This is a genomic window from Pseudomonas sp. W15Feb34, from assembly GCF_023127765.1.
Lineage (GTDB): Bacteria > Pseudomonadota > Gammaproteobacteria > Pseudomonadales > Pseudomonadaceae > Aquipseudomonas > Aquipseudomonas synxantha_A.
Map to the genome: position 1 here is coordinate 15,287 of NZ_SPKN01000045.1, position 13,465 is coordinate 28,751.

Here is a 13,465-nt window from a genome sequence, read left to right on the forward strand (position 1 = left end):
GGTTAATCTGGCGCCACTTAAACAGTTCACCCAAGAGGACACACCATGAAAACTTTGACTGCCCTGTTCGCTGCCACCGCCCTGACCCTGACTGCCGGTCTGGCCCAGGCGGATGTTCGTCCGGATCACATTGAAGGCCTGCTCAAGTCCGGCGCTGTGATGTCTTTCGACAAGCTCAACGCAGCAGCCGTGGCAACTCACCCTGGTGCTTCGATCACTGACACCGAACTGGACACCAAACACGGCGTCGCCGACCAGTATGTCTACGAAGTGGACCTGACCGATACCACCGGCAAGCGCTTTGAAGTGAAGCTCGACGCCAAGACCGGTGCTGTACTGGAAAACAAGCAAGACACCTGAGTTGCATCCCCAAAAAACGCGCCACCTTCGAGTGGCGCGTTTTTTTATGCGCGCCTCAAACCGTCACATAACCGTCATACCGCCTTGCAATGATTCGCCTAGGAACCTGTGAAACGTCCTACAGGCCCTTTCTCTGCGAGCCGCCATGAATCACAGCATCGACCACGCCCATCAGGACCCCGACCTGTTTGGCCTGCTTTACGGTTTCCGCTTTCGCCCCGGCGAAAAAGGCCAGCAGATTGACTCAGCCACCGCCCTCGCCGCCTTGCAGCAGCCACAAGATCCGGAAGAGTTTCTGTGGCTGCACTTGAACCTCGCCCACGCCGCGTGCGAGCGCTGGATGCAGGCGCATTTGTCGCTGCCGGAGGAATTTTTTGAAGCGCTGCATGAAGGCTCGCGCTCCACACGCATCGAACATGTGGACTCGGCCTTGTTGGCGGTGGTCAACGATGTGGTGTTCAACTTCAGCAGCATGGTGTCGTCGGATATTTCCACACTGTGGGTATGCGCGCGCAGCCGCTTGCTGATCAGTGCGCGCCTGCAACCACTGCATTCGGTGGATAAATTGCGCTCGTCGGTAAAAGCCGGTGAACACTTTCGCTCGCCCCTGGAACTGCTGGTGCATTTGCTGCGCGACCAGGGCGAAGTGCTGACCCAGATCGTGCGCAAGACCAGTATCAGCGTCGACCATATCGAAGATCAGTTGCTGTCTTCGCGCCTATCCACCAATCGCGCCGAACTGGGCGCTGCACGCCGTGTATTGGTGCGCCTGCAACGCCTGCTGGCGCTGGAACCGGGCTCGCTGCTGCGCCTGCTCAACCGTCCGCCGCAATGGCTACAAAAGGAAGACGTGAAGGAGTTGCGCAAATCCACCGAGGAGTTTGCGTTGATCATCAACGACCTGACGGCCCTGGGCGAACGTATCAAGCTGCTCCAGGAAGAGATCGCCGCCAACCTCAATGAGCAAAGCAACCGCACGCTGTTCACCCTCACGGTGGTGACGGTGCTGGCGTTGCCGATCAATATCATCGCCGGCTTTTTTGGCATGAATGTGGGTGGGGTGCCGCTGTCCCAAGACCCGGAAGGTTTCTGGATATTGGTGGCGCTGGTCGCGACTTTTACCTTGATTGCTGGGCGGTGGGCGTTCCGAAAGCGCAAGGACTACTAACATTGAAATGCAATCAAACTGTGGGAGGGGGCTTGCTCCCTCCCACATTTAAACCGCACTGATTTGTAGACCGGCGGCACACGAGATTGCGCCAAACACTGATCTGTCGCAGCACCCTTGTAACATTCTGCAATGATCATTAAGGCCATCCTCCTCACACTGGATGCTCCGGCATGGCCACCCCTTCCATGACTGCCTCCCCCCACGCTTCACCCTCCTCCCAACCCCGGCTGGACACAAAACCAGGCTTGTTGACGGTGATCATGTTCTTCGCCGTACTTGCGATGGGCCTGCTGTTCACCGCCTACAGCCTGATGCACGACATGCACGAAATGGGCGCCCAGCTCACCACCTGGACGCCATTCCTATTGCTCGGCGTGGCGTTGTTGATCGCTCTGGGGTTTGAGTTTGTCAACGGCTTCCATGACACCGCCAACGCAGTGGCGACGGTGATCTACACCAACTCGCTGCCACCGCATTTTGCGGTGGTGTGGTCGGGCTTTTTCAATTTCCTCGGCGTGTTGCTTTCCAGTGGCGCGGTGGCGTTCGGCATCATTGCCCTGCTACCGGTGGAGCTGATTTTGCAGGTCGGTTCATCGGCCGGGTTCTCCATGATCTTCGCCTTGCTGATCGCCGCGATCCTGTGGAACCTGGGCACCTGGTGGCTGGGCTTGCCAGCCTCGTCGTCTCATACCCTGATCGGCTCGATCATTGGCGTAGGCGTAGCCAATGCCCTGATGCACGGACGTGACGGCACCAGCGGTGTGGATTGGAGCCAGGCGATCAAGATTGGTTATGCCTTGTTGTTGTCGCCGCTGATTGGCTTTGCGTTTGCCGCCTTGCTGTTGCTGGCCCTGCGCGTCTTTGTCAAAAACCGCGCGCTGTACAAGGCACCCAAAGGCGACACGCCGCCGCCCTGGTGGATTCGCGGGATGCTGATTGTTACTTGCACCGGCGTGTCGTTCGCCCACGGTTCCAACGATGGGCAAAAGGGCATGGGCCTGATCATGCTGATCCTGGTGGGCACCTTGCCGATGGCCTACGCGCTGAACCGCACCATGCCTGCCGATCAGTCGCTGCAATTTGCCGCCGTCGCTGAAGTGACCCAGGCTGCCTTGGTCAAAGCAGCGCCGCAGCCGGCACCGGGCGATTCACGTGCCACCTTGTCGACCTACGTTCGCACCAAAGAGGCCACGCCGGAACTGGTGCCCGCACTCGCCGCCATCACCGGCCATATCGGCGAAGAAGTGAAAAGCTATGGTTCCCTCGCCGCCGTACCGGCCGAAGCCGTCGGCAACGTGCGTAACGACATGTACCTGACCAGCGAAACCATCCGCCTGATGGACAAAGGCAAGGTCGGCAACTTCGACGCCGACACCCAGGGCAAGCTGCAACTGTTCAAGCAACAGATCGACAACGCCACGCGCTTTATACCGCTGTGGGTGAAGATCGCCGTGGCCATTGCCCTTGGCCTGGGCACCATGGTCGGCTGGAAGCGCATCGTGGTGACGGTGGGCGAAAAAATCGGCAAGACTCACCTGACTTACGCTCAAGGCGCTTCGGCCGAAACGGTGGCGATGCTGACCATCGGCGCGGCGGATATGTTCGGGCTGCCGGTGTCGACCACCCATGTATTGTCCTCGGGTGTAGCCGGGACCATGGTCGCCAATGGCGGGGGGTTGCAGATGAGGACCATCCGCAATTTGTTGATGGCGTGGGTGTTGACCTTGCCGGCGGCGATTTTACTGTCGGGTAGCCTCTACTGGCTTTTTACCCAATTGTTCTGACACACAGAAAATCAAAATGTGGGAGCAAGCCCCCTCCCACATTTGGTTTTATGTTTCTTCAGGGTGTGAAGAGTCCGGCCATGGCCTTCAGGCGCTTTTTGTAGACCCGCCGCCCCTCCAGCGCTTGCTCCAATGTCACCGCCACGAACCCCGCTCGCTGATTGGGCTGCATCTGCCCGATCAAGTCCAGGTCGGCGCTGATCACCGTGCCGATCATCGCGTAGCCACCGCCCGACACCGCATCGCGATGCAGCACAATCGGTTCCAACCCCGCCGGTACCTGAATCGAACCAATCGGGTAGCAACTGTCGACGATGTTGGAGGGGTCGGAGCCCGCGCCAAACGGCTGTTCCCGCGGCTGGAAGCTCAATGCGCTGCCGCCCTTGAAGCGATAGCCGATGCGATCGGCCTCGGAGCCCACCGTCCACGGCTCGGCAAAAAAGCTGCTTTTTGCCGCGTCGGTCAAGCGCTCGTAGTACAGCCCCGGCACTACGCGCAACGTGACATCACCGCCCACCGAACGACGCAACGCCATCGGCAAGCTGTTGCCCGCACGCCCCGCACCGCTGGCCGTGCCGATAGGCAACAGATCGCCCTCCTGCAAGCGCCTCCCGTGAAACCCACCGAGAGCACCAAGGGTGTAGGTGGAGCGGCTGCCAAGCACCAACGGCACGTCGATGCCCCCGGCAACGGCGAGGTAAGTCCGCGCGCCGGCCACGGGAAACTCAAAGCGCAGCACCTGCCCGGCGCGCACGGCGAAGGCGGTGTCCTGATGCACCACTTCGCCGTCCAGGCGCGGCGACATCAAGGCGCCGCTCAACGCTATCAGCGCGTCGTGCTGGAACTCCAGCTCAGGCCCGATCAGCGTGCATTCCAGGCCAGCCGCGCCCACTGGATTGCCGACCAGATGGTTGGCTGCACTCAGCGCGTATTGGTCCAGCGCCCCCGATGGCGGAATGCCCAGGTGGTAATAACCTTCGCGCCCCAGGTCCTGCACGGAGGTGGCGAGGCCGGGTTTGAGCACCTTGATCATGCCAGCGCCTCCTGCAGGGTTTGCGGATAGCCAATGGGATCGGCGAGAAAGGCATCAAGGGAAAATTCGACCGGGCGAATGCGCAAATCGAAACGCCCGGCTTCCACTTCGGCGACGGCCAGGTCGTAAGCCTCCCGGTCCATCGGCTTGAACTGCACGATGTCGCCAGGACGGAAGAACACCATGTGCTCCTTGAGGTAGGCCAACTGCTGCTGCGGGTCGTAGATCGGTGCCGGGGTCACGCCGAACATCTGGTAACCGCCGGCACCGCGAACCGAATAGATACACCCAAAGCAGCCGCCATGGCCCAGGGTCAGTTTCGGCGTGTCGGTGCGCGGCCGCAGGTACTTGGGCACCTGCAATTGCCGTTCGCGCTCGACCATCTGGAACATGAACGGCAGCCCCGCGACAAAGCCGACCATCGACACAAACCAGGGTGCGCCACTGTGGGCGGCGATAAACGCGTCCACGTCGGCCAGGCCGTTGATACGGGCGGCGTATTCAAGGTCAGTGCCGCCGGGGTCCTGGTGACGGTCACGAAAACGCATCAGGGTTTCGTGGGTCCAGGGGTCGTTATAGAGCACCGGGATCTCGATGATGCGCGTGTGCAGCGTGCGCTCGGCCACCGCCTGGGCTTCGGCGCTTTGCACCGCGTCGAGCAGCACGTGAGGCGCGATGCGGTCGGGGTCGAAGCGAATCTGGAAGGATGCATTGGCCAGGCACACATCCAGCACGCCTTCCAGCGCCAGGCGTTCCACGGCGCGGGTCACCGCCATGCCCTTGAAAAAAGCCTCCAGGGACATGCTGTCGCTGACCTCGGCAAACAGGTGTTCATCACCGCCGAAGCTGTAGCGGATGGGGGACGTTTCAGCCATGTCTGTTCCTCTTGGAATCATTGTAGAAAGGCAGGCAAAAAAGTGAGGTACAGCTCTTATTGGGGGGGCCGGACTTCAATACCGGCCTGGTCCAACGCTTCGCGGGTGGCTTGCACCAAGTCCAGGGCACCAGGGGTATCGCTGTGCAGGCAGATGGAATCGAATTCAATCACCAGGTCTTCGCCTTCCACGGTACGTACCAGCCCGCTCTGACAAGCGCGCAGGACACGGGCTGCAACGGTGGCAGCGTCCAGTGCACGCACATTGCGGGTGAACACGATGGAGCCGCTCAGATCGTACTCACGGTCGGCATAGAACTCGCGCACGACCGGCTGTCCCAGTTCCTTGGCAATGCGCCAGATCACCGAATTGGGCATGCAGTACAGCAACAGCGTCGGCTCGATGATTTGCAGGTTTTGCACCAATAGCCGCGCAGCCTCTTCATCGCGGGCCAGGTGCATGTAGAGCGCGCCGTGGGGCTTGATATGTTGCAAGGTCAGGCCTTGGGCGCGGGCCATTTCACGCAGCGCGCCAAGCTGGTAGAGCATATCGTCCACCAGCTCTTGGGCCGGTGCATGGATATGCCGACGACCGAAGCCCACCAGGTCGCGAAAACCCGGATGAGCGCCGATAGCCACCCCCAATTGCTTGGCGCGCTCGACAGTGCGGCGCATGGTGCCGGGGTCGCCGGCGTGAAAGCCGGTGGCGATATTGGCCGAGCTGATGTGAGCCATCAGCTCTGCGTCGACGCCGTCGCCGATAGTCCAGGGGCCGAAGCTTTCGCCCATGTCCGAATTGAAATCCACTGCCCGCATCAAGATTGCTCCGCCATAAGTGATGCCAGGAAAGTAGGCTCGGGCTTGACCCCTTGGGAAGATCTATTATCAGATAGCCCATCTTCTGAAAATCAGATACTGACTATGTCCCTTACCTTGCGCCAGGTTCGCTACTTCGTCGCCACCGCTGAAATCGGCCAGATTTCCCAGGCAGCGATTCACCTGAATATTTCCCAGTCGGCGGTGACCACGGCGATCAAGGAGCTGGAAGCCATGCTCGGCGTGCAGTTGTTCGTGCGCTCGGCCCAGGGCATGAACCTCACCGACGCCGGTCGACATTTTCTCAACCGCGCCTATGTGATTGTGCGCAGCGTGGAAGACGCCCTGAACAGCCCGCTGCCGGATTACCGCGCCAGCGGCGTGCTACGGGTGGCGGCGAGCTACACAGTGATGGGTTATTTCCTGCCGCACCATTTGCAGCGCATGGAGCATTGGCATCCGGACGTGACTATCGAGGTGTTCGAGCAGGAACGTCAGGCCATCGAACAGGGCCTGCTCGATGGCCAGTTCGACATGGCCGTGGTGCTTACCGCCAACCTCACCCACGCGGATATCGTCTCTGAAATCCTGTTCAACTCCGAACGCCGCCTGTGGCTGCCCAGCCATCATCCATTGTGTGAACGCGGTGCCGTCAGCCTGGCGGACGTGGCGCAAGAGCCCTACATCCTGCTCACCGTCGATGAAGCCGAACACAGTGCCATGCGCTACTGGGAGCAGGCCGGGCAAACCCCCAAGGTGCGGCTGCGCACCAGCTCGGTGGAGGCGGTGCGCAGCATGGTTGCCAACGGTAGCGGCGTGGCGATTCTGTCGGATCTGGTGCACCGGCCCTGGTCGCTGGAAGGCAAGCGCATCGAAACCCTGACCGTGACCGACCCGGTCACGCCCATGAGCGTCGGCCTGGCCTGGCACCGCGAGCGCGCGTTTACCCCGGCGATGCAAGCGTTCCGCGATTACTTCCACGATGCGTTCCTGGCGCCGCAGCAGTTGTCGGCGCGCCGTTAAAGATGGGCTTGCAGGGTGGCGGTCAACCAGTCCATGAACACCCGCACCCGCAGCGGTAAATGCCGCTGGCCGGCGTACAGTAAATACACGTCCAGAGGCGGTGCCTGGTAATCCGGCAGCACCGCTACCAACTCGCCACTGGCCAATAAATCGCGGATCCCGAGTTGGGGCACTTGGGTGATGCCAAAACCCGCCAGGCACGCCGACTGATACGCATCGGTGCTGTTGACGGTCACCCTTCCTGCCATCGGCAAACGTTGCACCTTGTTGCCCACCAGGTATTCGAACCCTGCCGAGCGTGCGCCCAGGGGCCGCACGTAATGTACCAATTGGTGATTCGCCAGGTCAGCCAATGTCGCAGGCATGCCGTAACGGTGCAGATACGCCGGGCTCACGCAGTTGACCATCGGCATGCTGCACACCCGTCGCGCCACCACTGTTTGGTCTGGCTGGGCACCGACGCGCACGACGCAATCAAACCCTTCGGCGATCAGGTCCACCTGGCGGTCCGAGCCGCTGATCTCGATGTCGATCAGGGGATGGCGCGTCATAAACGTGGGCAAGTTCGGCACGATCAAACCCCGCGCCATGACATTGGGCATATCCACCCGTATGCGCCCGGCCAGTTGGGTTTCATCCTGGCGAAACAACCCTTCCAGTTCTTCCATATGCGCCAGCAGATCCTTGCTGCGCTCATACAACACACGCCCGTCTTGGGTCGCCTGCACCTTGCGCGTGGTGCGTTGCAACAGCCGTGCGCCGAGCAACTCCTCCAACGCCTGCACATGCTCGGATACCGTAGAGCGTGGCAAACCCAGGCTTTGGCCGGCCCGGGTAAAGCTCGATAACTCAGTGACGCGTACGAAGGTGCGCAGCAGCTCAAGCTTGTTCATTAGATTGTTCGCCTTATCCGGCCAGTAATTCCGATATCAGCCTGTTTATCACGTCATGACCGGACAAATACACTCAGTTCCACTAACTATCACTGAGGACTGCACCATGACCCGTAAAATCGCACTCATCACCGGCGCCAGCCGTGGCCTGGGCAAAAGCGCTGCGCTGCACCTGGCTGCGCAAGGCGTAGACATTATCGGCACCTACCACAGCGCCGCAGGCGAGGCCCAAGCCGTAGTTGCCCAAGTGGAGGCATTGGGTGGCCGCGCCGCCATGCTGCAACTGGACGTGAGCCAGAGCGCAAGCTTCGATGGGTTCGTTGGCCAAGTCGGCGCGTTGCTCAAGGATGTTTTCGCTCAGGATCATTTCAATTTTCTGATCAATAACGCAGGCATCGCTGCCCACGCCAGCTTCGCCGAGACCACCGAAGCCCAGTTCGACCAGTTGGTGGCGATCCACGTCAAGGCGCCGTTTTTTCTCACGCAAAAACTGCTGCCGTTGATCAGCGATGGCGGACGCATCATTAACATATCCAGCGGCCTGGCGCGGTTCAGCCTGCCGGGGTATGCAGCCTATGCGTCGATGAAGGGAGCGGTCGAAGTGCTGTCGCGCTACCAGGCCAAAGAGCTGGGCCCACGCGGTATTACCGTGAACACCCTGGCACCGGGCGCGATTGCCACCGACTTCGGCGGCGGCGCGGTGCGCGACAACAGCGATGTGAATGCCATGGTCGCCAATAACACGGCCTTGGGCCGCGCCGGTTTGCCGGACGACATTGGCGGGGCGATTTCGACATTGCTGGCCGATGGCAGCCATTGGATCACCGGCCAGCGGATCGAGGCGTCGGGCGGGATGTTCCTGTAGGCGCCCACCTACAGGGCTACTGGGGTTTTACCGACGATTTTCTCGCGCAACACGTCATAACCCCAGTGGTACACATAGGTGTACGGCAGGAAGAACAGCAGCACACCAATGTCGAGGATGAACGCCTCCAACAGGCTGATCTTCATCAAGGTCGCAATCAACGGCACTGCCAGCAGGATCAGGCCGCCCTCGAACAACAGCGCGTGCAGCACACGGGTCCAGCCACTGTTGGCCAGTTGCAGGTGTGTTTTGAGGCGGTCGAACAGGCTGTTGAAAACCACGTTCCAGCTCAGGGCCAGCAGGCTGATGCCCAGGGTCACTGCGCCCATCTCCAGTGCCGGCCTGCCGGTGATCCATACCAACAGCGGCGTACAGATCAACAAGGCCAAGCCTTCAAAACCCAGGGCTTGGAAAACACGTTCAGTAATCGACTTGGTAGGGTTCATGACCCGGCTCCGTGAATGACGATGGTTGCCATGATCAGGCTTTGTCTCGATACTTCATAACCAATAACCATCGAGCAAGGCGATAGTATGGCCTCCCACGAAGTGCTCCAGGCGTTTGTCCAGGCCGCTACCCAAGGCTCGTTTTCCGCCGCTGCGCGCAAGCTGGGCAAAAGCCAGTCGACTGTCAGCGCGGCGGTGGCCAGCCTTGAGATTGACCTGGACGTTGTGCTGTTTGATCGCAGCAGCCGCAAACCCACCTTGACTGCGGCGGGGCAGGTACTGCTGCAACGGGCCGAACAGGTGCTGGAGGCCAGCAGTCGCCTGGAGTTGGCCGCCAGTCAGTTATCCCAGGGGTTGGAGCCGAAGTTGAGTATCGCCATGTCCGATACTTACCAATCGGATCGATTCGAAATCGCCCTCACAGCCTTCGAGCAACGCTATCCGGACCTTGAGCTGGAATGCCTGATCGCCGAATGCGAAGACCTGATCGCGCTGGTACAAAGCGGCCGGGCACAGATTGCGTTTATCGAGAAACAAGAGATTTACCCGCCGGATCTAACCTTCTCCTGCGTGGAAGAACGCACGGAAATCGCGCTGTTCGTTTCGCCTGAACACCCATTGGCTGGCCTGGACAGGGTGCTTGCGCACGTCTTGCAGCAACACCGGGAACTGCGCTTGGCGAGCATCATCAACCCCAATGAAAACCGCAGCACTCAGCGTGTGTGGTCGGCACCGAGTTACCTGATGTTGATGGAGATGGCGCAACTGGGTTTTGGCTGGGCACCGATTCCACGCTGGCTGGTGGAACGTTTTGGCGGCAATCAGTTGGTCGAACTCAAGGTTCGCAGTTGGCCGCGCTCGGTGGCGGTGGATGCGTTGTGGTCACGCCAACACCCACCGGGGCCTGCTGGGAGTTGGTTGCTGGGCAAGATGCTCGACTGAGCCCTCCCACATTTGGATAGTCATTGTCTGGGGGGATTGAGTTCGGCGAGGCGGCGCATGATGAAGCGCTTTTCCGGGACTTGTTGGGTCAGCGACAGAGCTTTTTCGTACGCTGCACGGGCCTCTTCAAGCCGTCCCAACTGCCGGCAAAACTCCCCGCGGGCCGAATGCGCCAAGTGGTAATCGTGCAAGTCACCGCGTTGCAAAATGCCCTCCACCAGCGCCAACCCCACCAATGGCCCCTGCTCCATCGCCACCGCAACTGCCCGGTTCAATTCGATCACCGGCGAGGGTACCGCTCTGAGCAGTACATCGTAGAGCCCGATAATCTGTCGCCAATCGGTTTCCCCGGCGCAGGCAGCCTCGGCGTGCACCGCCGCAATCGCCGCCTGCAAGCAATAGGGCCCGAAGCGCCGGGTGCTCAGCGCCTGCTCCACCAGGTTGCAGCCTTCAGCTATCAGAGATCTATCCCACAGCCCACGGTCCTGAGCATCCAGCAGCACCAGTTCGCCGTTGGCCGAGATGCGTGCGGGCCTTCGCGACTCATGCAACAGCATCAACGCCAACAAGCCCATCACCTCCGGCTCCGGCAGCAATTGCATCAGCAAACGGCACAGGCGAATGGCCTCCAGGGTCAAGTCTTCGCACGTCAGGTCCGCCCCAGTGGAGGCCGTGTAGCCCTCGTTGAACACCAGGTAAATCACGCGCAACACGCTGTCCAATCGCTCGGGCAATTCGGCTCGGGACGGCACTTGGTAAGGAATTTTCGCATCGCGGATCTTGCCCTTGGCGCGCACGATGCGCTGGGCGATGGTGGCAGGTGTGGCCAGGAACGCGTGGGCGATTTGCTCGGTGCTGAGGTCGCAGATCTCACGCAGGGTCAGCGCGGCCTGGGCATCAGGGGCCAGCGCCGGATGGCAGCAGGTGAAGATCAGGCGCAGGCGGTCATCTTCCACGTCGTCATCGCTCCAGTCAGCTGCCTGCAGCGTGTCGGCCTGCTCTTGCAGCAACGGGGTAAACCGCGCCTGGCGGCGCAGGCGGTCGATGGCTTTGAAGCGGCCGGTCGATACCAGCCAGGCCCGTGGGTTATCCGGTATGCCGTCCTCGGGCCAGCGCTGCACGGCGACAAAAAACGCCTCGTGCAACGCCTCCTCGGCCAGGTCGAAATCACCCAGCACGCGAATCAGCGTGGCAAGCACACGCCGTGACTCGCTGCGGTAGATGGCTTCGACCTGACCACTGAGCGTCATTGCGGCACGTTCAGTTCGCGCACCGGGCGTACTTCCACACTGCCGACTCGGGCCGCCGGAATGTCACCCGCCACCTGGATCGCTTCGTTAAGGTCCCTGGCGTCGATCAGGTAGAACCCGGCGAGCTGCTCTTTGGTTTCGGCAAACGGCCCGTCGGTGATCGACAACTTGCCATTGCGCATACGCACGGTGGTGGCGGTGGCCACCGGCTCCAGCGGCTCGGCGGCCAGCATCCGCCCGCTGGCCTGGATGGCCTGCGCATAGGCGAGACACTCCGAGTCGTGGGGGCTGTCGGGCGAGGTATGCAACACCTGTTCGTCGCTGTAGATCAGGCACAGATATTTCATGGCGTTCTCCGTGTTCGGATGACTGACTATAGTTCGCGGCGCTCAGGGTTCCAGATCGAACAGTGCCGTGCCGCTTTGCATATCAAAGGGCGCCGACCAGTGTTCATGCACCACTTTCCATTGGCCATTGATGCGCTGGTACCCGGCGGTCACGCGCATCCAGCAGGCTTTCACCTCACCATCGGGCCCGGCACCGCCGCAGTGGGCCAGCCAGTGAGCGAACGCGCTGTCTGGCGCTTCGACGATATGCAGTTCATGAAACTCGAAGATACCGGGGCCGGGGCAATGCTTCATGCATTCTTCCCAGTGCGCGCGGTAGGCCGCCCTGCCTTTGAACTGCAAAGCGGTTACGGCATCGAACGAGACGATATCGTCGGCGTAAAAGCTGACAATCTTGTCGATATCGCGACTGACGACGGCTTGTTTCCATTGTTCGATCAGGCGGTTGATGGCAGTGCTCATGGCGATGACTCCTTGGGGTGGAAAATCACGTAGGACACTCTTAGTCGAATGGCCTTCGTGCCAATCGACACACCACGGAAAAATAATTTCCCATAGGTCAAACCCGATAAACTGAGCCCTTCTTTGCAGCCGTTCGGATAGCCCGATGCAAACCCGCCTTGTTGTCTACGAGGCGCTCAATGCTGTGCAACAACAGCAAGTGGGCGCCATCGAAGTTCATCCTGAACAATTGCCGTTTTGCGGCGATATGTATTGCGCCCTCAATACGCTGCTGGTCAACCCGAGCCCTGGCGTCAAAGGTTTTGCGTTGTTGGCCGACGACATTCCCGTGGCCTTCCTGCTGCTCAAGCGCCCCCCCTGCCTGCCCCATTGGGCCGATGAACACAGCGCCACGCTGCATGCGTTGCAGGTGGATCGCAGTCAGCAGGGGCTTGGGTTCGGCAAGGCGTGTTTACAGGCACTACCGGCCATCGCGCTCGCGGCATGGCCGCAGATCAAAGGGCTGGAGTTGTCAGTGGACGCGCACAACCTGGCGGCGATGGGGCTGTATCTCGGGGCGGGATGGGTGGACAGCGGCGAGGCCTACAAGGGACGGGTCGGGTATGAGCGCCGGTTGCGCTGGATATTCAGTTCATAACGGTAATGTCACGTAAACAGGACTTTCACGCGCGCCTGTCGTGTTTACGTGACATCGAATGCGGAGTCAGCCCCGCTCGCCAACCGGTAGCCAGATTTCCACCGTCCCCGTGCCCTTCCTCCCATCGAAATCTGCGCTATAGCGCTCGAAATCCGCCCCCATCACCTTGTAGCCCGAATGCGGCAGCCATTCGAACATGATGCGTTCGTAGGTTTGCTCAAGTGCCTGCACCGGCCCGTAATGGGGGAACACGGCATAGTTGAGCGGGGGGATTTCGATGAACTCGAAGTTGCTGGGCACGTTGCCCTTGGTCGGGACTTCAACCCCCGCCATGTAATCGAATTCGCCGTGGTGGGGGTTGTAGCAAACCCCGTACGTCACGCCGCCGACGCGCGTTTTGATGTCTTTAATGCACGTGTCAAACAGCTCCCATAACTTGGGGATATCGCCCACGGTGGCCTTCGAATACCGACCTTGCACACCGGCGATCACCAGCGCTTTGCCGGCTTCCATGCGTGGCTCCAACGGTTGTTTTGTCTGCTGATCCATACGAACAGTCTCC

At 60.5% G+C, this 13,465-nt stretch carries 16 protein-coding genes; 7 read left to right on the forward strand and 9 right to left on the reverse strand.

The annotated features are described in order from the left end of the window. Window positions 1–45 precede the first annotated feature (45 nt). The 3 genes from E4O97_RS21965 to E4O97_RS21975 all read left to right on the forward strand — a co-directional run bounded on the left by E4O97_RS21965 (window position 46) and on the right by E4O97_RS21975 (window position 3,315). Window positions 46–360: a PepSY domain-containing protein gene (locus E4O97_RS21965; RefSeq protein ID WP_032879802.1), complete on the forward strand. Its 315-nt coding sequence runs from the start codon at window positions 46–48 to the stop codon at window positions 358–360. A 145-nt stretch (window positions 361–505) separates the two neighbouring features. Further along, window positions 506–1,528 carry a transporter gene (locus E4O97_RS21970; protein WP_032879801.1) on the forward strand — a complete coding sequence of 341 codons (1,023 nt, stop codon included), beginning with the start codon at window positions 506–508 and terminating at the stop codon, window positions 1,526–1,528. A gap of 173 nt (window positions 1,529–1,701) precedes the next feature. Beyond that, a complete protein-coding gene (locus E4O97_RS21975; RefSeq protein WP_248162253.1) occupies window positions 1,702–3,315 on the forward strand; it encodes an inorganic phosphate transporter in 1,614 nt (537 codons plus the stop codon). 58 nt (window positions 3,316–3,373) lie between these two features. On the opposite strand, the gene E4O97_RS21980 is transcribed toward E4O97_RS21975, so the two are convergent. The 3 genes from E4O97_RS21980 to E4O97_RS21990 are packed head-to-tail and all read right to left on the reverse strand — an operon-like array spanning window position 3,374 to window position 6,038. Then, entirely contained in the window at window positions 3,374–4,348 is a 975-nt protein-coding gene (locus E4O97_RS21980) for a biotin-dependent carboxyltransferase family protein (protein ID WP_248162256.1), read from the reverse strand. Then, complete coding sequence (locus tag E4O97_RS21985; protein ID WP_032879798.1) at window positions 4,345–5,223, reverse strand: allophanate hydrolase subunit 1; 879 nt, start codon at window positions 5,221–5,223, stop codon at window positions 4,345–4,347. Before E4O97_RS21985 ends, E4O97_RS21980 begins: the two co-directional genes overlap by 4 nt. A 56-nt stretch (window positions 5,224–5,279) precedes the next feature. Next, window positions 5,280–6,038 carry a 5-oxoprolinase subunit PxpA gene (locus E4O97_RS21990; RefSeq protein WP_032879797.1) on the reverse strand — a complete coding sequence of 253 codons (759 nt, stop codon included), beginning with the start codon at window positions 6,036–6,038 and terminating at the stop codon, window positions 5,280–5,282. A 105-nt stretch (window positions 6,039–6,143) separates the two neighbouring features. Between E4O97_RS21990 and E4O97_RS21995 the strand changes: the two genes are divergently transcribed. Beyond that, window positions 6,144–7,061: a LysR family transcriptional regulator gene (locus E4O97_RS21995; RefSeq protein WP_248162257.1), complete on the forward strand. Its 918-nt coding sequence runs from the start codon at window positions 6,144–6,146 to the stop codon at window positions 7,059–7,061. Here the strand turns inward: E4O97_RS21995 and E4O97_RS22000 are convergent. Then, on the reverse strand, window positions 7,058–7,954 hold the full coding sequence (locus E4O97_RS22000) for a LysR family transcriptional regulator (RefSeq protein WP_248162258.1): 897 nt from the start codon (window positions 7,952–7,954) through the stop codon (window positions 7,058–7,060). The genes E4O97_RS21995 and E4O97_RS22000 overlap by 4 nt on opposite strands. 106 nt (window positions 7,955–8,060) lie before the next feature. Between E4O97_RS22000 and E4O97_RS22005 the strand changes: the two genes are divergently transcribed. Continuing rightward, a complete protein-coding gene (locus E4O97_RS22005; RefSeq protein WP_005790690.1) occupies window positions 8,061–8,819 on the forward strand; it encodes an SDR family oxidoreductase in 759 nt (252 codons plus the stop codon). Window positions 8,820–8,827: 8 nt separating this feature from the next. Here E4O97_RS22005 and E4O97_RS22010 read toward each other — a convergent pair whose 3' ends face one another. Then, window positions 8,828–9,265, reverse strand: a complete 438-nt coding sequence (locus E4O97_RS22010) for a multidrug/biocide efflux PACE transporter (protein WP_005790692.1) — start codon at window positions 9,263–9,265, stop codon at window positions 8,828–8,830. Between the two features lie 87 nt (window positions 9,266–9,352). Between E4O97_RS22010 and E4O97_RS22015 the strand changes: the two genes are divergently transcribed. Further along, the gene (locus E4O97_RS22015; RefSeq protein ID WP_078822136.1) at window positions 9,353–10,207 is read left to right on the forward strand and encodes a LysR family transcriptional regulator; all 855 of its coding nucleotides are present in this window, start codon (window positions 9,353–9,355) and stop codon (window positions 10,205–10,207) included. A gap of 20 nt (window positions 10,208–10,227) precedes the next feature. Here E4O97_RS22015 and E4O97_RS22020 read toward each other — a convergent pair whose 3' ends face one another. The 3 genes from E4O97_RS22020 to E4O97_RS22030 are packed head-to-tail and all read right to left on the reverse strand — an operon-like array spanning window position 10,228 to window position 12,266. Beyond that, window positions 10,228–11,457: an RNA polymerase sigma factor gene (locus E4O97_RS22020; RefSeq protein ID WP_078822137.1), complete on the reverse strand. Its 1,230-nt coding sequence runs from the start codon at window positions 11,455–11,457 to the stop codon at window positions 10,228–10,230. After that, a complete protein-coding gene (locus E4O97_RS22025; RefSeq protein WP_005790698.1) occupies window positions 11,454–11,804 on the reverse strand; it encodes a YciI family protein in 351 nt (116 codons plus the stop codon). Before E4O97_RS22025 ends, E4O97_RS22020 begins: the two co-directional genes overlap by 4 nt. 42 nt (window positions 11,805–11,846) lie before the next feature. After that, window positions 11,847–12,266 (reverse strand): nuclear transport factor 2 family protein, encoded by a 420-nt coding sequence (locus E4O97_RS22030; protein ID WP_078822138.1) that lies wholly within the window; start codon window positions 12,264–12,266, stop codon window positions 11,847–11,849. A gap of 145 nt (window positions 12,267–12,411) precedes the next feature. Between E4O97_RS22030 and E4O97_RS22035 the strand changes: the two genes are divergently transcribed. Further along, the gene (locus tag E4O97_RS22035) at window positions 12,412–12,903 is read left to right on the forward strand and encodes a GNAT family N-acetyltransferase (protein WP_078822139.1); all 492 of its coding nucleotides are present in this window, start codon (window positions 12,412–12,414) and stop codon (window positions 12,901–12,903) included. A 66-nt stretch (window positions 12,904–12,969) separates the two neighbouring features. Here E4O97_RS22035 and E4O97_RS22040 read toward each other — a convergent pair whose 3' ends face one another. Next, complete coding sequence (locus E4O97_RS22040; RefSeq protein WP_216092004.1) at window positions 12,970–13,452, reverse strand: GyrI-like domain-containing protein; 483 nt, start codon at window positions 13,450–13,452, stop codon at window positions 12,970–12,972. Window positions 13,453–13,465 lie beyond the last annotated feature (13 nt).